Annotated in this window: 17 protein-coding genes and 1 tRNA gene; 5 read left to right on the top strand and 13 right to left on the bottom strand. The window is 70.7% G+C overall.

Annotation, left to right across the window (positions count from 1 at the left end):
- Positions 1-9 precede the first annotated feature (9 nt).
- The 9 genes from ABZX79_RS14250 to ABZX79_RS14210 form a co-directional block, all read right to left on the bottom strand.
- Complete coding sequence (locus ABZX79_RS14250; RefSeq protein WP_355255955.1) at positions 10-1656, bottom strand: long-chain fatty acid--CoA ligase; 1647 nt, start codon at positions 1654-1656, stop codon at positions 10-12.
- A 138-nt stretch (positions 1657-1794) separates the two neighbouring features.
- Positions 1795-2373, bottom strand: a complete 579-nt coding sequence (locus tag ABZX79_RS14245) for a SigE family RNA polymerase sigma factor (RefSeq protein ID WP_355255952.1) — start codon at positions 2371-2373, stop codon at positions 1795-1797.
- 175 nt (positions 2374-2548) lie between these two features.
- Entirely contained in the window at positions 2549-3421 is an 873-nt protein-coding gene (locus ABZX79_RS14240) for a DUF1906 domain-containing protein (protein ID WP_355255949.1), read from the bottom strand.
- 52 nt (positions 3422-3473) lie between these two features.
- Positions 3474-4649, bottom strand: a complete 1176-nt coding sequence (locus ABZX79_RS14235) for a lipid-transfer protein (RefSeq protein ID WP_355255946.1) — start codon at positions 4647-4649, stop codon at positions 3474-3476.
- Positions 4646-5041 (bottom strand): MaoC family dehydratase, encoded by a 396-nt coding sequence (locus tag ABZX79_RS14230; RefSeq protein WP_355255943.1) that lies wholly within the window; start codon positions 5039-5041, stop codon positions 4646-4648. Before ABZX79_RS14230 ends, ABZX79_RS14235 begins: the two co-directional genes overlap by 4 nt.
- Positions 5038-6339: an acyl-CoA dehydrogenase family protein gene (locus ABZX79_RS14225; protein WP_355255940.1), complete on the bottom strand. Its 1302-nt coding sequence runs from the start codon at positions 6337-6339 to the stop codon at positions 5038-5040. Before ABZX79_RS14225 ends, ABZX79_RS14230 begins: the two co-directional genes overlap by 4 nt.
- Positions 6339-7346, bottom strand: a complete 1008-nt coding sequence (locus ABZX79_RS14220) for a bifunctional MaoC family dehydratase N-terminal/OB-fold nucleic acid binding domain-containing protein (protein WP_355255937.1) — start codon at positions 7344-7346, stop codon at positions 6339-6341. The genes ABZX79_RS14225 and ABZX79_RS14220 overlap by 1 nt, the downstream gene beginning before the upstream one ends.
- Positions 7343-8503, bottom strand: a complete 1161-nt coding sequence (locus tag ABZX79_RS14215) for an acyl-CoA dehydrogenase family protein (protein ID WP_355255934.1) — start codon at positions 8501-8503, stop codon at positions 7343-7345. The genes ABZX79_RS14220 and ABZX79_RS14215 overlap by 4 nt, the downstream gene beginning before the upstream one ends.
- A 181-nt stretch (positions 8504-8684) precedes the next feature.
- Positions 8685-8996 (bottom strand): hypothetical protein, encoded by a 312-nt coding sequence (locus ABZX79_RS14210; protein WP_355255931.1) that lies wholly within the window; start codon positions 8994-8996, stop codon positions 8685-8687.
- Positions 8997-9300: 304 nt separating this feature from the next.
- Between ABZX79_RS14210 and ABZX79_RS14205 the strand changes: the two genes are divergently transcribed.
- Complete coding sequence (locus tag ABZX79_RS14205; RefSeq protein WP_355255928.1) at positions 9301-10230, top strand: bifunctional DNA primase/polymerase; 930 nt, start codon at positions 9301-9303, stop codon at positions 10228-10230.
- On the opposite strand, the gene ABZX79_RS14200 is transcribed toward ABZX79_RS14205, so the two are convergent.
- On the bottom strand, positions 10190-10795 hold the full coding sequence (locus ABZX79_RS14200) for a hypothetical protein (protein WP_355255925.1): 606 nt from the start codon (positions 10793-10795) through the stop codon (positions 10190-10192). The two genes, ABZX79_RS14205 and ABZX79_RS14200, sit on opposite strands and share 41 nt — an antisense overlap.
- Positions 10796-11029: 234 nt before the next feature.
- Between ABZX79_RS14200 and ABZX79_RS14195 the strand changes: the two genes are divergently transcribed.
- On the top strand, positions 11030-11275 hold the full coding sequence (locus tag ABZX79_RS14195; RefSeq protein ID WP_355255922.1) for a hypothetical protein: 246 nt from the start codon (positions 11030-11032) through the stop codon (positions 11273-11275).
- A 63-nt stretch (positions 11276-11338) separates the two neighbouring features.
- Here the strand turns inward: ABZX79_RS14195 and ABZX79_RS14190 are convergent.
- Both ABZX79_RS14190 and ABZX79_RS14185 read right to left on the bottom strand, forming a co-directional pair.
- Positions 11339-11425, bottom strand: a tRNA-Ser gene (locus ABZX79_RS14190).
- A gap of 46 nt (positions 11426-11471) precedes the next feature.
- Positions 11472-12959, bottom strand: a complete 1488-nt coding sequence (locus tag ABZX79_RS14185; RefSeq protein ID WP_355255919.1) for a trypsin-like peptidase domain-containing protein — start codon at positions 12957-12959, stop codon at positions 11472-11474.
- A gap of 225 nt (positions 12960-13184) precedes the next feature.
- Here ABZX79_RS14185 and ABZX79_RS14180 point away from each other — a divergent pair, with 225 nt between their 5' ends.
- The 3 genes from ABZX79_RS14180 (at position 13185) to ABZX79_RS14170 (ending at position 15789) form a co-directional block, all read left to right on the top strand.
- On the top strand, positions 13185-14003 hold the full coding sequence (locus ABZX79_RS14180) for a glycerophosphodiester phosphodiesterase (protein ID WP_355255916.1): 819 nt from the start codon (positions 13185-13187) through the stop codon (positions 14001-14003).
- Positions 14004-14098: 95 nt separating this feature from the next.
- The gene (locus tag ABZX79_RS14175) at positions 14099-14677 is read left to right on the top strand and encodes an ATP-binding protein (protein WP_355256476.1); all 579 of its coding nucleotides are present in this window, start codon (positions 14099-14101) and stop codon (positions 14675-14677) included.
- A 137-nt stretch (positions 14678-14814) separates the two neighbouring features.
- Positions 14815-15789: a DUF5926 family protein gene (locus tag ABZX79_RS14170; protein ID WP_355255913.1), complete on the top strand. Its 975-nt coding sequence runs from the start codon at positions 14815-14817 to the stop codon at positions 15787-15789.
- A gap of 204 nt (positions 15790-15993) precedes the next feature.
- Here ABZX79_RS14170 and ABZX79_RS14165 read toward each other — a convergent pair whose 3' ends face one another.
- Complete coding sequence (locus tag ABZX79_RS14165) at positions 15994-16530, bottom strand: hypothetical protein (protein WP_355255911.1); 537 nt, start codon at positions 16528-16530, stop codon at positions 15994-15996.
- Between the last annotated feature and the right edge of the window lie 138 nt (positions 16531-16668).

Here is a 16668-nt window from a genome sequence, read left to right as displayed (position 1 = left end):
AGAACTGCGTCAGAACGTCGTGACGTCCAGCTCGCCGTCCGCGTACTGCTTCCTGATCACCTTTTTGTCGAACTTGCCGACGCTCGTCTTCGGCACGGCCGGGATCATCGCCCAGCGCTCCGGCAGCTGCCACTTCGCGATCTTGCCGGCGAGGAAGGCCCGCAGCTCCTCGTAGCCGGCGGTCGCGCCCTCCTTCAGCACCACCGTGGCCAGCGGGCGCTCGCTCCACCTGTCGTCCGGTACGGCGACTACGGCCGCTTCCGCGACGTCGGGGTGCGCCATCAAAGCGTTCTCCAGTTCAACACTTGAGATCCACTCCCCACCCGACTTGATGACGTCCTTCGCGCGGTCGGTGAGGGTGAGGAAGCCTTCGTGGCTGATGACGCCGATGTCGCCGGTCTTGAGCCAGCCGTCCTCGCTGAACTTGTCGGCGGGCGTGAAGTCCTCGCCCGCCGCGCCGCCGTAGTACGCGCCGGCGATCCAGTTGCCCCGTACCTCCAGCTCACCGGCCGACTCGCCGTCCCAGGCGAGGATTTCGCCGTTCGGCCCGATCAGGCGCGCCTCCACACCGGCCGGGAAGCGGCCCTGCGTGATGCGGTACGGCCACTCCTCCTCGGGGGTGAGCCCGGCCGGCGGGTGCGCCATGGTGCCGAGCGGCGAGGTCTCCGTCATGCCCCAGGCGTGGCACAGCCGCACACCGAGCTTGTCGTACGCCTCCATGAGGGCGGGCGGACAGGCGGCGCCGCCGATGGTGACGCTCGCCATGGAGGAGAGGTCGCGGGGGTTGGCCGTGACCTCGGCGAGCAGGCCCTGCCAGATGGTGGGGACGGCTGCGGCGTGCGTCGGCTTCTCGCGCTCGATCATCTCGGCGAGCGGGGCGGGCTGGAGGAAGCGGTCCGGCATGAGCATGTTGATGCCGGTCATGAAGGTGGCGTGCGGCAGCCCCCACGCCATCACGTGGAACTGGGGGACGACCACGAGGGTGGTGTCCTTGTCGTTCAGCCCCATCGACTCGGCCATGTTGACCTGCATGGAGTGCAGGTAGATGGAGCGGTGGGAGTAGACGACGCCCTTGGGGTCGCCGGTGGTGCCGGAGGTGTAACACATGGCCGCGGCGGCACGCTCGTCCAGCTCGGGCCAGTCGTACGTGGTGGGGCGGTCCGCGATCAGGTCCTCGTACTCGTGCACGCGCGGCGCGCAGCCGTCGAGGAGCGAGCGGTCGCCGGGGCCCGAGACGACCACGTGCTCGACGGTCTTCAGGTGCGGGAGGAGCGGCGCGAGCAGCGGCAGCAGCGAGCCGTTGGCGATCACGACGCGGTCGGCGGCGTGGTTGACGATCCACACCAGCTGCTCCGGGGGCAGGCGCAGGTTGAGCGGGTGGAGTACGGCGCCCATGGAGGGGATCGCGAGATACGCCTCCACGTGCTCGCAGTTGTTCCACATGAGCGTCGCGATGCGCTGGTCGCCGTCGACGCCGAGCTCGTCGCGCAGAGCGTTCGCGAGCCGTGTCGCGCGCTCGCCGGTCTCGGCGAAGGTGCGGCGCTGTGGCTCCTGCTCACCCGTCCATGTGGTGACCTGTGAGCGACCGTGGATCGTCATCCCGTGCTTCAGGATGCGGGTCACGGTCAGTGGTACGTCCTGCATGGTGCTCAGCACGGCGTCCTCCCGGTGGGCGCTACGCGGCAGTAATAAGGGTGGCCTGATTCTGCGCACGTACCAGGCGGTATGTCACTACTTCCGGGAGTACGAATCGAATGCGATCGGGGGAGGTCCGCCGGCAGGCCGGCGGACAGGTCAGCGGACCGGGGCCAGCTCCGGGTCGTCGCGGAGCTTGCCGAGGGCGCGCGAGACGGCGCTCTTGACCGTGCCGACGGAGACGCCGAGAACCTCGGCCGTCTGGACCTCGCTGAGGTCCTCGTAGTAGCGCAGGACGACCATGGCGCGCTGGCGGTCCGGCAGCTTCATGATCGCGCGCCACATGGCGTCGCGCAGCACCTGCTGCTCGGCGGGGTCGTTGGCGAGGGCGGTGGCCGTGGCGGTGCTGGAGGCGGAGGCGGGTTCGGGGAGCTCGTCGGTGGCGTACTCGTCGACCTTTCGCTTGCGCCACTGCGAGGTGCGAGTGTTGAGCAGGGCGCGGCGTACGTAACCGTCGAGGGCGCGGTGGTCCTCGATGCGGTCCCAGGCGACGTACGTCTTCGTGAGCGCCGTCTGCAGCAGGTCCTCCGCGTCGCACGGATTGGCGGTGAGCGAGCGGGCGGTGCGCAGCAGTACGGGTCCCCGGGCGCGTACGTACGTGGAGAACGACGGGTAGGGCGTCGGCGTCGCCGCCCTTGTCGCCGCCTTGGATGCGCTGGTGCAGACAGGCGTGGTCATAAGGACCACGCTAGGAGCGCGTCGTGCGCGGCGGATCGGCCCCAGGTCCCGAAACCGGATCCGCCTCAGGTTGTAGGGGTGGGGACGGCCCCACCTCCTGAGGGTGGAGACCGCACGACTCTCCGTAGGGGTCGCGTCTCAGGGGCGGGGCCGTCTCTTCCTCCGTTACAGCAGGTCAGCGGCCGATCCGTGCGACCGGGGCGTCCGCCGCGTTCCGGTCGATGCTCAGGCGGCGGCCGCCGTGCTTCTCCACGACGTTTCCGGCGTACTGGTGGATGCGGCGGTGCGGGTGCCAGGCCCGCTTGGACAGGGCGCGTTCGCCGTACAGCGACGGCTTGCCGTCCCAGCGGGCGAACCACATCGCCGACGGCAGGTCCGTCACCCCCGCCCTGCGGGCGCGCTCCATGTGCCGTACGCCGGACTCCGCGCTGCTGTAGAAGCCCGGGAGGTACGCGTACTTGCGCACTTCACGGTTCCAGCCGCGGATGAAGTCGAGGGTGGTGCGGGCGCAGCGGCTGTTCCCCTCGTTGTACGCCTCCATGTCGAGGTAGAGCGCACTGCCGGCGCGCATGCCCAGCGCCTTCGCCGCGCGGACCGCCTGCCTCGCCTCCTTCTTGCCCTGGCGCCAGGGCGCGCGGCCCATCCTGACGCGCTGCTTGTTCTTGGCCTGTACGCAGGGGGACTGCGAACCGACGAAGACCGGCAGCACCCGCCAGCCCATCCGGTCCACGGCCGCCACCCAGTGCTTGCTGAGGTGGCGCTGCTTCTGGCAGTGCCGGCCGCGGCCCGCGAAGTAGACACCGACGGCCCGGTACGGGGAGGAACGCCACGCCCGCATGGTGGAGAGCGAGGGTGCGTGGCAGGTGTCGAAGGCGCGGCCGCGGAACTTCACGGTGGAGGCGGCCGCGACCGCGGCCGGTCCGCCGGCCGGTGCTCGCGATCGGGCGGCGGCGTCCACCTGGTGCGGCACGACCAGCACTCCCAGCAGGCCGGCCAGCGCGACTGTGTATCCGAGGAGCTTCTGCGCGTAGATCTTCTGCAGGTACATGGGGAGAGTGAACGTGCCCCCACCCGAACCGACCACCGCTCACGCCCCGGCCTCAGCCATCCGCCCCCAAGATCAACCCGGACGTGGGAACACCGGTGCCCGCCGTCACCAGTGACGTGGCCGCGCCCGGTATCTGGTTCACCGACGTACCGCGCAGCTGTCTGACCGCCTCCGCGATGCCGTTCATGCCGTGCAGGTACGCCTCACCGAGCTGGCCGCCGTGCGTGTTCAGCGCCAGCCTGTCCTCGGCCACGAAACCGCCGCCCTCGCCGGGCCCGCAGAACCCGAACTCCTCCAGTTGCATCAGCACGAACGGTGTGAAGTGGTCGTAGAGGATGCCCACATCGATGTCGGCCGGCCGGAGCCCCGAGGTCTGCCACAACTGCCGGGCGACCACACCCATCTCGGGCAGCCCGTTCAGACCGTCCGGCCCGTCGCGATAGAAGCTCGTCATCTGCTCCTGTCCGCGCCCGGCTCCCTGCGCGGCGGCGACGATCACCGCGGGCGGGTGCGGCAGATCCCGGGCCCGCTCGACGGAGGTCACGACGACCGCCTGCCCGCCGTCGGTCTCCTGACAGCAGTCGAGGAGCCGCAGCGGTTCGACGATCCAGCGCGAGGCGGCGTGGTCGGCGAGGGCGATCGGCTTCTCGTAGAAGTACGCGGCGGGGTTGCGGGCGGCATGACGGCGGTCGGTGACGGCGACGTGGCCGAAGACGTCGGTCGTCAGGTCGTACACATGCAGATAGCGCTGGGCGGCCATGGCGACCCAGGAGGCGGGCGTGAGCAGCCCGAACGGCAGGTTCCAGCCGAGCGCCGCGCCTTCTGCCGACGGCTCGCGGTGCTGTACGCCCGAGCCGAAGCGGCGGCCGGAGCGTTCGTTGAACGCCCGGTAGCAGACGACGACTTCCGCCACCCCGCTCGCCACGGCGAGTGCGGCCTGCTGGACGGTGGCGCAGGCCGCGCCGCCGCCGTAGTGGATACGGGAGAAGAACGACAGCTCACCGATGCCCGCCGCCTGGGCGACGGTGATCTCGGGGCTGGTGTCCATCGTGAAGGTGACCATGCCGTCGACGTCGGCGGGGGTGAGCCCGGCGTCCTCGACGGCGGCCCGCACGGCCTCGACGGCGAGCTTGAGCTCGCTGCGCCCGGAGTCCTTGGAGAACTCGGTCGCCCCGATACCGGCGATCGCGGCCTTCTCGCCGAGCGTGTCGGCGCTGCGTACGCTCATGAGTCCTTCTCCCGAACTCCGACGGTCACCTTGCCGGTGACGTGATGGCCGAGCCGGTTGGCGCCGACGACCCGAACCTCGGCCGTGCCGTCCGCGTCGAGCGCGGTGACGGTGCCGGTCAGCACCATGGTGTCGCCGGGATAATTGGGCACCCCGAGGCGGATCTTCACAGCGCGCAGCCTGGCGCCCGGGCCGAAGTGATCGGTGATGTACCGGCCGACCAGCCCATTGGTCGTGAGGATGTTCATGAAGATGTCGGGCGAGCCTTTCGCCCGCGCGGCCTCGGCGTCGTGGTGGACGTCCTGGTAGTCGCGGGAGGCCACGGCGCCTGCGACGATCAGTGTGCGGGTGATCGGGATCTCCAGCGGCGCCAACTCATGCCCGACCTTCATACCGCCGTCTCCTCCTCGTCGCCCTTCTCACCAGTCAGCAACTGCCCCAGCTCCTCCAGCACTTGACTTGCTCCGCCCAGATACGCGTCGAGCTGCCGGCCCCAGAGGAAGTGCCGGTGGACGGGATGGTCCAGGTCCGCGCCCGTCCCGCCGTGCAGATGCTGCCCGGCGTGCACCACGCGGTGCCCGGCATCCGAGGCCCACCAGGCGGCGGTGAGGGCGTGGGTGGCGAAGGGCAGGCCCTCGTCGTAGCGCCAGGCCGCCTCGTACGCCGTGACGCGTATCGCCTCGGTGTCCATGTACGCGTCGGCGGCCCGCAGCAGCACGCCCTGGTTGGCCGAGAGCGGCCGCCCGAACTGCTCGCGCTGCGAGGTATGAGCCACAGCACGGGCAACCGCCCCGGCACAAACCCCCGCCTGAACCCCAGCAAAAGCAACCCGCCCCACCCCAAGCACCTCCTCGTACGCCGCACCACCCCCATCCGCCTCATCCGGCGCCACACCTAGCCCTCCCCGGGCCACATTCAGCCCGTCCGGCGCCACACTCGCCCCACCCGGCGCCGCACCGAGCCCTCCCCGGGCCACATCCAGCCCGTCCGGCGTTTGAGGACCGGGGTCCGGGGCGGAGCCCCCCACGCGGCGGAGCCGCAAAATGTCACAGCGGGAAGGGGCGGGTCGGGGAAAGCTCCGCAGGACCCCGATCCGCTCCCCGGGAGCCGCGTCCAACGTGAGCCGCCCCGCTGACCAGGGCGCGGTGGTATCGACCGCCTCAACCGTCACCCCCGCATCCGCCGTCGCCACGAGCCACAGCCCCCGGTCCGCATCCGGAACCAGCACATGCGTGGCGTCACGCAACCACGGCACCACGCCCGCGGTGCCGCTCAGCGCCCCGGCCGTGGAAGCGGAAGCGGGCGGGGGCGCGGGCGCGTCGGCTCGTACCGTCCCGCTAGCGGGAAACGCCCCCGTCACCACCACCGAGCCATCACCAATCGCAGGCAACAGCCGCGCCCGCTGCTCCTCGGTCCCGTGCGCGCCGACAGCCAGCATCCCGTACACACACGTCACAGCCAGCGGCACCTGCGCCGTCGTACGCCCCTGCTCCTCCAGCAGCAGCACCAGCCCGAGCAGACCGATTTCCCCGACCGCGGCGATGAGCCCAGCCCCGCACAGCGCCTTCCAGACCTCGCTGTCCGTGCCCGTCCCCGCCGCGGCGAGACGGTCGTGCGTCGACAGGTCCCCGAAGATCCGCGCGGCCAGGTCCCGCGCCGCCGCCTGCTCGTCCGTGGGCGTGAAATCCATCAGCCGTCACCCCCGCCGCCGCCGCTCGCCACCGGCCGAAAGACCGGCAGCTCCAACTCCCCGTCCACCCGGAGGAATCCCAGCCGGACAGGCATCCCGATCCGCACCTTGTCGTACGGCACCCCGACCACATTGCTGACCATCCGCACGCCCTCCGCGAGTTCGATCAGCCCGACGGCGTACGGAGGGTCGAAGGCCGGAAATGGCGGATGGTGCATGACGACGTACGAGAAGACCGTGCCGGCCCCGGCCGCCTCGACCGTGTCCCACTCCGGCGACCCGCAGCCGCCGCACCCCGGCAGCCAGGGAAACCGGAGCGTCCCGCAGCCCTCGCACCGCTGGATCAGGAGCTTGTGCCGGGCCACCCCGTCCCAGAACCCGGCGTTGTCGCGGTTGACAACGGGCCGGGGCCGCTCACCTCGCCCGTCGCGACCCCGCGCTTCGCGCTTCCCCGCGGCCGGCGCGTACTTGAGGATGCGGAAGCGGTGCGTCCCCGCCGGCTCCCCCTCCGCCCGGACGTCCATCCGCGTCGTGACGAAGTACCCGGTCCCCAGTTTCGTGGTCTTGCGCTCCGACACGGACTCGATCACCGCGTCGAAGGTGATCCGGTCCCCGGGCCGCAGATCCCGCACGTACTCCTGCTCGCAGTCGGTCGCGACCACCGAGGTGTACCCCGAGCCGTCCAGCAGCGCGAGGAGTTCGTCGTACGCCGCCGACCTGCCCGTATGGTCCGTATGCCCGGACAGGCCGCCCATCGTCCAGGCCTGGAGCATCGTCGGCGGGGCGATCGCACCGGGGCCGGAGTACGCCGCCGCGCCGTCCCCCATCGCCTCGCACCAGTGCCTGATCATCGGCTCGTTGACAGGGTCCTTGCCGACCCCGGCGACCACCGCCGCCCGCCCCTCGAACGCCTTCAGCAGCCCGTACAGATCCCCATCCGCACCCGCACCCGCGCCCGCCTCCGCGTCCGCACCGACGTTCGCGTCCGCACCCCCATTCGCACTCATCCCCGCCGCCCCCTCGGCATCCCGAGCCGCATCGTCGCCACGATCTCCCGCTGCACCTCGCTCACCCCGCCCCCGAACGTATTGATCTGCGCCGCCCTGTTCATCCGCTCCAGCTCCCCGTCTCCCCAGACCCCCACAGAACCGGAGCGCACCATTCCCGCCTCGCCCGCAACTTCCTGACACATTCGATACACCGCAACAGCCGATTCGGTTCCCATAAACTTCACGCCACTTGCATCACCCGGCGCGAGCGCCCCCGCCCCCACATCGCCGACCAGCCGCCAGTTCAGCAGCCGCACCGCCGCCAGCCTGGCGTGCGCCTCGGCCAGCCGAGCCCGTACCCACGGCCGGTCCGCGGGCCGCTCGCCCGTCTCCGGGCCGGGAGTCACGGCGTACGCCAGCGCCTGCTCGTAGCAGTCCTCGGCCTGCATGCCGATCGCGGCGAGCGCCACCCGTTCATGGTTGAGCTGGTTGGTGATCAGCCCCCACCCGCCGTTCTCCTCACCCACCACATTCCCGGCGGGCACCCGGATGCCGTCGTAGTACGTCGCCGTGGTGGTCAGCCCGCCGACGGTCTCGATCGGCGTCCACGAGAAGCCCGGCGCGTGCGTCGGCACGAGCAGGATCGAGATGCCCTTGTGCTTCGGCGCATCCGGGTCCGTACGGCAGGCGAGCCAGATCCAGTCGGCGTTCTGGGCGTTGCTGGTGAAGATCTTCTGGCCGTCGACGATCCACTCGTCGCCCTCGCGCACCGCGCGCGTACGGAGCGAGGCGAGGTCAGTACCGGCCGACGGCTCGGTGTAGCCGATCGCGAAGACGATCTCGCCGCGCAGGATCCGGGGGAGGAAGAAGTCCTTCTGCTCGGGCGTCCCGTACTTCATCAGGGTCGGCCCGACCGTATTGAGCGTGACCATCGAGACGGGGGCGCCCGCCCGGTACGCCTCGTCGAAGAAGACGAACTGCTCGTCGGCGCCGCGCCCCTGGCCTCCGTACTCGACGGGCCAGCCGAGCCCGAGCATCCCGTCGCGGCCGATCCGCCGCAGCAGCGCCCGCTGTCCGGCGGCGTCGTGCGGGTCCGCTCCCTCCATCACTTCGCGGAAGTACGAGCGGAGTTCGGTGCGCAGCTGCCGCTGGCGCACGGTGGGGGCAAGGTGCACGGCAGCGTCCTCCGACGGCAGGCGGCGTCACAGTCTGATGGTTTCTGACTGTCCGTCAGATCGACGCGCACTGTCAAGGCACCAGCACGCCCCGAAACGGGAACGGCCTGCGCAACGGCGACAAGCGCCGTCGCGCAGGCAGTCATTCACCCCGCAACACAGACCCCGGCCGGGCCGCGACTCACCAGAGCTGCACGAAGTTCACGGCCACGTTCTCGTTGGACTGGTCGATCGCCGTGAAGCCGGATCCGCTCACGCTCGCCGTGTTGTTCTGGTTCGACGCGCCGGCACCCGTCGCCACCTGCTGCGTAGTGGTCGAGTTGCCGAGGTTGTGGCCACCGACACCGCTGCCGCCAACCGTGGCCACGGTCGCGTTCGACCCGTCATTCGCGAAGGAACCGTTGTCCGCAAGGGCGACACCCGAGAAGAGAGCGGCCGCGAGGGGCAGGGCGGCAACGGCTGCGATGACACGGGCGGTACGGATGCTTGCCATGTGAATTCCTCCAGGAACGCTAAGTACGGCTTGTTCCGGGGCAGTTGGCCGACTGCCTCAGCGATGGTCACGACGTCGCGAGATCAGAATTGCCCACCGAATCCCCGGCGAACCACCCCTGAGGCCCTTATTCCCCCTCAAGCGTGAGGACATGTCGATAAACACCCTTCACGCCCCCAAAACCCCAGCTCATCCCTCTCGCACCACGGCAACCCGGCCGCCGCAAGGGAAAAAGCGTTCCAGCACATTTTCCGCCAATCCACCCCCCTTCCCTTCTTCGAACACCCGTACGAAAATAAAACCTATGGCCACCCACGACCGGCGCGCCGCCACCTTGGCCCTCGCCCACGCTCTCTCCGCCGCCGAGCGCGGGCTCCCCGTCATTCCCCTGTCCCGCACCAAACTCCCCGCCCTGCGCTCCCCGCACCGGGACGCCCCTGAGCCGTTCCTGTGCCGGGGCGAATGCGGGCGCCCCGGGCACGGCGTACACGACGCCACCACCGACCCCGCCACCGTCCGCGCCCTCTTCGCCGCCGCGCCTTGGGCGACGGGTTACGGGATCGCCTGCGGCCGCCCCCCACACCGCCTGATCGGCATAGACCTGGACACGAAACCGCCGACGAACACCGCCGCCGACACCGACACCGCCACCCCTACCGACGCCACCGCGGCCCTACGGCACCTGGCACTGCGGCATCTCTTCACGATCCCGGACACCGTCGTCGTCATCACCCCCAGCGGCGGCCGCCACATCTGGCTGACCGGCCCGCCCGACGTCGTCGTCCCGAACTCCGCCGGCCGCCTCGCCCCCGGCATCGACATCCGGGGCACCGGCGGCTACCTGGTCGGCCCCGGCTCCGTCACCACCCGCGGCACCTACCGCACCGCACCCGGCACCGGCCACCTCGCGCCGGCCCCCTGCCCCGGCGCACTGCTCCGCCTCCTCACGCCCCCCGCACGCCCTCACTCCCCGGCGCACCACCCGGCGGGCGGGCACGGAAGCGGCCACGGCCTGGTCCAGTTCGTACTGGCGGCCCATGAAGGCCAGCGCAACACCCGCCTCTTCTGGGCCGCTTGCCGCGCGTACGAGAACGGCATCGGCGACTGCCTCGCGAACGCACTGACGGACGCGGCGATCCACACGGGCCTCACCGAACGCGAAGCCCGCGCCACCATCGCCTCCGCCGCCCGCCTCAGCGCGTGCGGCCGCGGGTGCGCTCCCGGTGGCCCTTGACGTCGGGCAGACCGAGATAACCCCGCTCGCGTTCGGCCTCGCCGAGCCACAGCTGGGGGACGTACTGCTGGATCGCCGCCACCAGGGGCTCCCGGAAACCGCTGTTGGCGACAAGGCGGTAGCGCAGTCGCGGCAGGTCGGGCCGCAACGGCTCCTCGTCGCGGACCATGGCCCACAGGACCGGATCGTCGCGATCGACGGGCGCGTTGGGGTACAGCTCGACGGAGTAGTGCTTCGCGGGGCGGCTTCCCGTCCCGCACCAGTTCAGACCGACACCGGCGAGGCTGTCCCAGGGGATGACCTTCTGGCCGCCGGGGTTGCTGACCCACAAGCCCGTGTGGTCGACGCACAGGAAGGTGTGCCGGGACTTCCAGCCGGCGGACAGGAAAACGACGCCGAGAAAGCCGATCAGCAGCCCGATGACGACGCCGGCGACCCCACCGGGGTTGGGTGCCTTCCCGGTCAGCCCGGCCATGACGGCAACGCCGCCCAGCACGACGAACGCGCCGACCACGGTGCAGCCGGCACCGACCGGAACCTCGGTCCGGGCGGCGCTGCGGCCCATGCGTATGAGTGTGGCGGTGGGGGCGGGACCTTGGGCATGGGGACTCGTCATGGCCATCGAGCCTAGAGCGACTCCCCGGCCGTACCGCGGGCGGCCGGCACTACGCTCCACCCCATGACTGCACGGGGCCAAGAAACGTCGGACACGGAAGACGACCTGCGGGCGCGCTTTCAGCAACAGGCGCGGTCAGGACTGACGAACGACCGGGCTCGGAAGGCGCGGGGGGCACGCATTATGTCGACCGCGGTCTCGGCGCTGGCGGCCATCGCCCCTCTGGCGATCATCGCCCTGGGATTCGACGCCGGTGTGAACACGGGCATCTGGGTCGCTGTCTGTGCCCTGGGCACAGCCGTCGGCATCGCAGCGACGGCCCTGGCCATGCGGGGGCGTACCCGCTGGGCAGTCGCCGGATTCATGGTCGCGTTCACGCTCGGCACGGCCGGCGACCTCCTCAGCGGCCGCCCCTTCCAGACAGGGTGAACGCAGAAGGGGTGTCTCCGGCTCGGAGACACCCCTTCTGACCTGTACCTGCGTTGAGCTGCGCGGTGGGTGTGGGATTTGAACCCACGGTGACATCGCTGCCACGACGGTTTTCAAGACCGTTCCCTTAGGCCGCTCGGGCAACCCACCTCGCGCCATCGCCCCGCTGGGGGTCGCGCGAAGACAGCCTAACCGGTCAGCTGTCGTCGCCCTTGCGCTGGCCCAGGGTGACTTCGGCCGTCGACGTCTTGCCGTCGCGCTCGTACGTGAGCGTGACCTTGTCGCCCGGCTTGTGGGTCCAGATCTCGCTGATCAGCGTCGGGCCGCTGTCGATCACCCGGTCGTCGAGCTTGGTGATCACATCGCCCGCCTTCAGACCGGCCCTGCCCGCCGGGCTGTCCGGCGGGACCGCCGCGGTGCCGCCCGTGCCGCGGTCCGCGATGACGGCGCCGCCGTCGCTCTTCGGGTCCATGGAGACCGTGGCGCCGATCACCGGGTAGACCGGCTCGCCGGTCTTGATCAGCTGCTGGGCGACCGTCTTCGCCTGATTGACCGGGATGGCGAAGCCCAGGCCGATGGAGCCCGCCTGGGACTGGCCGAAGCCGCCCGTGCCGGCGGACTGGATGGCGGAGTTGATGCCGATGACGGCGCCGCGCGCGTCGAGCAGCGGGCCGCCGGAGTTGCCCGGGTTGATCGACGCGTCGGTCTGCAGGGCGCTCATGTACGACGCCTTGCTGTTCTGGCCGTCACCCGAGGCCACTGGCCGGTTCTTCGCGCTGATGATGCCGGTGGTCACCGTGTTCGACAGGCCGAAGGGCGCGCCGATGGCGATCGTCGAGTCCCCGACGGCCACCTTGTCGGAGTCACCCAGGGGCAGCGGGGCCAGGCCGGCCGGGGCGCTCTTGAGTTTCAGTACGGCTACGTCGTATCCCTCCGCGCGCCCGACCACCTCGGCGTCGTACTTCTTGCCGTTGGAGAAGGTGACGGACAGTTCGCCGCCGTCCGCCGCCGACGCCACCACGTGGTTGTTGGTGACGATGTGGCCCTGCTTGTCGTAGACGAAGCCCGTTCCTGTGCCGCCCTCGCCGTCGCCGCCCTGCGCCTCGATGGTGACGACGCTCGGCAGCGCCTTGGCCGCGACCGCCGCGACGGTGCCCGGGTCGCGCTTGAAACCCTCCGCGGTGCCGGAGGCGGAGACGGTGGTCGAGTCGGTGGGGCTGTCGTTGCGCTCGGCGGCCCAGTACCCGATGCCGCCACCGACGCCACCCGCGACCAGCGCGGCGGCCAGCACCCCGGCGACCAGGCCGCCGGTGCGCTTCCTGCGGGGACCGGGCGGTACGGGCGGCATGGGCGCGCCCCACGCGGGGCCGCCGCTGTCGCCGCTGCCACCGCCGCCGTAGGCGGGGTGCGCGGGCGGGGGCGGCGGCCATCCGGCGGCGGGACCGGGCCCGGGCACGGCCGCGTGAGGCTGCGCGACGGGCATGTACCCCGGCTGCGGCTCGGGCGTGTGCCCCTGCGCGGTGGGGTTGTGTACGGGCTGCTCGGGGGCCGGGGGAGTCTGCTCGCGCCCCGGGTCCACGGCGTTCGTACCCGTGGAGTCGGAGGCGGGCCCGGGAGCGGCCACCGGCACGGGAGGTGCTGAAGGGGCGGCCGGAACCGCAGTGCCCTCGTTCTCGGTGCTCACAGCTCTCTTCTCCTCGGTCCCACGTCGGTTTCGGTCAACGTCACCACTGTGCAAGTGTCCGCTGTCAGCTTTTCCCACCGCACATCAGACGACCGTAAGCGGTTCCTGTGCATCCACGGAACATCCTTTACATCGGTCAAAACGGTCGCATGCCGAGAGGAGCCGATCGGCCGCCCCCTGTGACGTGTTTTCCCGCCTACCCATCCGCGGTGACACCATGACGCCGTGACCCACGCACGGCAGCACACCATCCAAGTCGTCGCACACCGCGGCGCCTCCGAGGACGCCCCCGAGCACACCCTGGCGGCGTACATGAAGGCGATCGAGGACGGCGCGGACGCCCTCGAGTGCGATGTACGGCTGACCGCGGACGGGCACCTCGTCTGCGTCCACGACCGCCGGGTGAACCGCACCTCGAACGGCCGCGGCGCCGTCTCCGCCCTCGAACTCGCCGACCTCGCCGCCCTCGACTTCGGCTCCTGGCGCGACAGCGCGGAATCCCCGGACTGGGACCCGGCCCGGGGCCAGGCCCCCGGCGAGTTCACTTCCGTACTCACCCTGGAGCGCCTCCTGGAGCTGGTCTCGGACGCCGGGCGCCGGGTCGAGCTGGCCATCGAGACCAAGCACCCCACCCGTTGGGCCGGCCAGGTCGAGGAGCGACTGCTCCATCTGCTGAAGCGGTTCGGCCTGGACGCGCCCGCGGCGGACGAGCCCTCGCCCGTACGCATCATGAGCTTCTCGGCGCGCTCCCTGCACCGGGTGTCGGCCGCGGCGCCCACCCTCCCGACCGTCTACCTGATGCAGTTCGTCTCCCCGCGCCTGCGCGACGGGCGGCTCCCGGCGGGCTCGCACATCGCGGGTCCCGGCATCCGGATCGTCCGGAACCACCCCGCCTACATCGAACGGCTGCACCGCGCGGGGCACCGGGTGCACGTATGGACGGTCAACGAGCCGGAGGACGTCGAGCTCTGCCGGCGCCTCGGTGTGGAGGCAATCATCACGAACCGCCCGAAGCGGGTCCTGTCTCAATTGGGACGCCTATAACCCTGGTTACAGGGAGTGCACCGGCGCGTTCATTCCGTATTCGATCGTTACGAGTGCGTCACTGACCGGCGCTTGGCCGGTTTCCGGTCCAGGCCATTGGGGCATTCACTCCGTGGCGTGGGGCGAAGGAGGTCTCGGGGGTGGCGTTGGTGGTGGCACGGGAAGTGCCCACGTCGTCGAGCATGGCCGTACCCCATGGCCCTGCGGGCGTGGGTGAAGCAAGACGCCGTATGCGCGACGAACTGCGCATCAGCGGCGTGTCCGATTCGGTCATCGACGATGCCGTACTGATCCTGTCCGAACTGCTCAGCAACTCCTGCCGTCATGGCAGGCCACTGGGGCAGGCGGAGGTCGGTGACGGTGACATCCGCGCCGCGTGGCGCGTCGACTCAACAGGCAGGCTGACCGTCGAAGTGACGGACGGAGGCGGTCCGACCCGACCGGTTCCGGCCACGCCCTCGGTCACCGCACGCGGCGGCCGCGGGCTCAACATCATTACGGCCCTGGCGCAGGACTGGGGCGTACGGGACAGCGTGGCCGGCGAGGTCACGGTGTGGGTCAACGTGACGGAGGGGCACCGTCGCGAGGACTTCGCTACGCGCGTCGCCGTCCCCGGACTGGACTTCGCGGCCCCTTTCGACGACCTGACCGACCCCGGACTGACCTCTCACTGACTCTCACTGGTCCCCTCACCGACCCTCTCACCGACCTCGACCGTCCGGTTCCGGTACCGGCCGGTCCTGGTCGGGGGCGGCTCAGCGGCTAGGCTCGCGCCCGACACAGCACTGCCGTGAACGGGAGAAGCCAAGCCATGGCCAAGAAGCGCCCCCAGCCCGCAAGGGGAACCAAGCCGCAGGCCCAGGTCGCCGGCGGGGAGGTGCCGGTCGTCGGGGCCCGCGAGCCCTGCCCGTGCGGTTCCGGCCGTCGCTACAAGGCCTGCCACGGCCGCGCCGCCTCGCACGCCGTCACCGAACTGGTCCAGCGCCCCTTCGAGGGCCTGCCCGGCGAATGCGACTGGGTCGCCCTGCGTGAGCTGGTGCCCGCCGCGACCGTACCGCTGACGCTGAAGGACGGGCTGCCGGACGACGTCCCCTCCGTCACGCTGGCGACCGTACTTCCGATGGCCTGGCCGGCCCTGCGCCGCGACGACGGCTCCGTCCTGCTCGGCCTGCAGAACGACACCCCCTCCGGCGACCTCAGCCGCGACCTCGCCGACACCCTGCGGCGCGCGCTGACCGCCAAGCCCGGCACGCCGGTGGCGGCCGAGCGCGCCCCGGCGGACGGTCCGCGCCTGCAGGACCTGCTGGACGCCGACGCGCCCTTCGAGCCCGCAGTGCACTCCGGGTTCGAGTTCTGGGTCCCCGACGCGGAGAACGCGACACCCGAGGTGAGCGCCTCCCTGGAGCGCGCCAACGCCGCCGCGATCCCCACGGTCAGGCTGACCGGTGTCGACGCCGCGTACTGGTGCGAGACGCCCGAGAAGAACCACCTGCGCTGGGTCATGCCGTACGCCGAGGACGAGCTCCTCGACGCACTCGCCCGGCTGCACGCCGCCGGTACGTCCTCGCTCGGCGAAGGCACTCGTCTGGTCGGCTCCTTCCGCGCGCACGGGCTGATGGTTCCGGTCTGGGACCTGCCGAGCGAGACCGGGGCGCAGGACATCGAGAAGGCCGCCGCGGAGCTCGCCGAGCGGCTGGCCGTGGCACTCGCTTCGGACGCTCCGCTGACGTCGGAGGAGCGCCGCGCGCGGGGCGGTCTCACCAACCGCCAGGTGACACTCAGCTGACAGTGACAATTTCTGTCGGCCGATCGGTGACCCCGGTCACAACCCCCGTTTCAGCAGATAAATCCCTGTCTGAATAAGGGAGATCGAATTTGCCAACCGCAGATCTCTTGTTACCGTTCTAAGTGCCCGGTCGCTGGTGCATCCCCCGTCGCCAGCGACCGGGTCTTTCTGTATCCCCGTTCCGTCGCGTGGCGCATCGCCCGGTCAATGGCGCGCGGGCACCGCCGAGTTGCTTCCGGAGCGCAGCAGCAACGGCCCGTCTCCCGCCGCGGCGAACTCCGACACCGCCGAATATTCATCTGCCTTTCCGCGCGACGGCTCACGCGGTGTTTCACACACCCCGGGTTCGTCCTGCGCACTCACCGGACAATGCATCTGAACGGTCCGTCCGGCCGGGCCCATCAGGGTGAGTACGGATCGCAGTTCCGTCCCCGTCGCGTTGCGGTAGTACGTACGCGCCCAGGTACTGCCGTCCTCGGTCAGCACACAGGTCTGGCCCTCGATGCCTTCCGGGGAGCTGAGCTCGGGACCGCACTGCGGAGCGTTCCCGGGAACGTCGTCCTGAGCGTTCCCGGGAGCGTCCTTTTGAGCGTTCCGGGGAACGTCCTTTTGAGCGTTCCCGGGAGCGTTCACCGCAGCCGCCTTGGCGTCGTCGGGTACGGACAGCGGCTCGGGCTCCGCGGAGGCGCCGGCCAGCGGCAGCAGGACGGTGAACACCACGACGGCCGCGAGCCCGATCATGCGGAGATTCAAGGCGGGTCCCACCTGTCAACTGCCCGGAAATTCTTGACGGTGGGCCGAAGATATCGACGGATGACCGGTGACACGGCAGCCGCGCGCCCGAATCCCTCAGAACACGGGCGCGCTCACACCCATACG

It is taken from the genome of Streptomyces sp. NPDC002994 (genome assembly GCF_040611155.1).
Taxonomy (GTDB): Bacteria; Actinomycetota; Actinomycetes; order Streptomycetales; family Streptomycetaceae; genus Streptomyces.
Note: the sequence above shows the minus strand (reverse complement) of the source record. Positions and strands in the feature narration are given on the sequence as shown.

What these genes read in the sequence shown, in the direction of transcription:
- ABZX79_RS14240 (WP_355255949.1), bottom strand. Translation starts at nt 3,421, where the DNA reads ATGTACCTGCAGAAGATCTACGCGCAGAAGCTCCTCGGATACACAGTC.
- ABZX79_RS14200 (WP_355255925.1), bottom strand. Translation starts at nt 10,795, where the DNA reads ATGGGCCGCAGCGCCGCCCGGACCGAGGTTCCGGTCGGTGCCGGCTGC.
- ABZX79_RS14220 (WP_355255937.1), bottom strand. Translation starts at nt 7,346, where the DNA reads ATGAGTGCGAATGGGGGTGCGGACGCGAACGTCGGTGCGGACGCGGAG.
- ABZX79_RS14205 (WP_355255928.1), top strand. Translation starts at nt 9,301, where the DNA reads ATGGCCACCCACGACCGGCGCGCCGCCACCTTGGCCCTCGCCCACGCT.
- ABZX79_RS14195 (WP_355255922.1), top strand. Translation starts at nt 11,030, where the DNA reads ATGTCGACCGCGGTCTCGGCGCTGGCGGCCATCGCCCCTCTGGCGATC.
- ABZX79_RS14225 (WP_355255940.1), bottom strand. Translation starts at nt 6,339, where the DNA reads ATGGATTTCACGCCCACGGACGAGCAGGCGGCGGCGCGGGACCTGGCC.
- ABZX79_RS14235 (WP_355255946.1), bottom strand. Translation starts at nt 4,649, where the DNA reads ATGAGCGTACGCAGCGCCGACACGCTCGGCGAGAAGGCCGCGATCGCC.
- ABZX79_RS14245 (WP_355255952.1), bottom strand. Translation starts at nt 2,373, where the DNA reads ATGACCACGCCTGTCTGCACCAGCGCATCCAAGGCGGCGACAAGGGCG.
- ABZX79_RS14210 (WP_355255931.1), bottom strand. Translation starts at nt 8,996, where the DNA reads ATGGCAAGCATCCGTACCGCCCGTGTCATCGCAGCCGTTGCCGCCCTG.
- ABZX79_RS14165 (WP_355255911.1), bottom strand. Translation starts at nt 16,530, where the DNA reads ATGATCGGGCTCGCGGCCGTCGTGGTGTTCACCGTCCTGCTGCCGCTG.
- ABZX79_RS14230 (WP_355255943.1), bottom strand. Translation starts at nt 5,041, where the DNA reads ATGAAGGTCGGGCATGAGTTGGCGCCGCTGGAGATCCCGATCACCCGC.
- ABZX79_RS14170 (WP_355255913.1), top strand. Translation starts at nt 14,815, where the DNA reads ATGGCCAAGAAGCGCCCCCAGCCCGCAAGGGGAACCAAGCCGCAGGCC.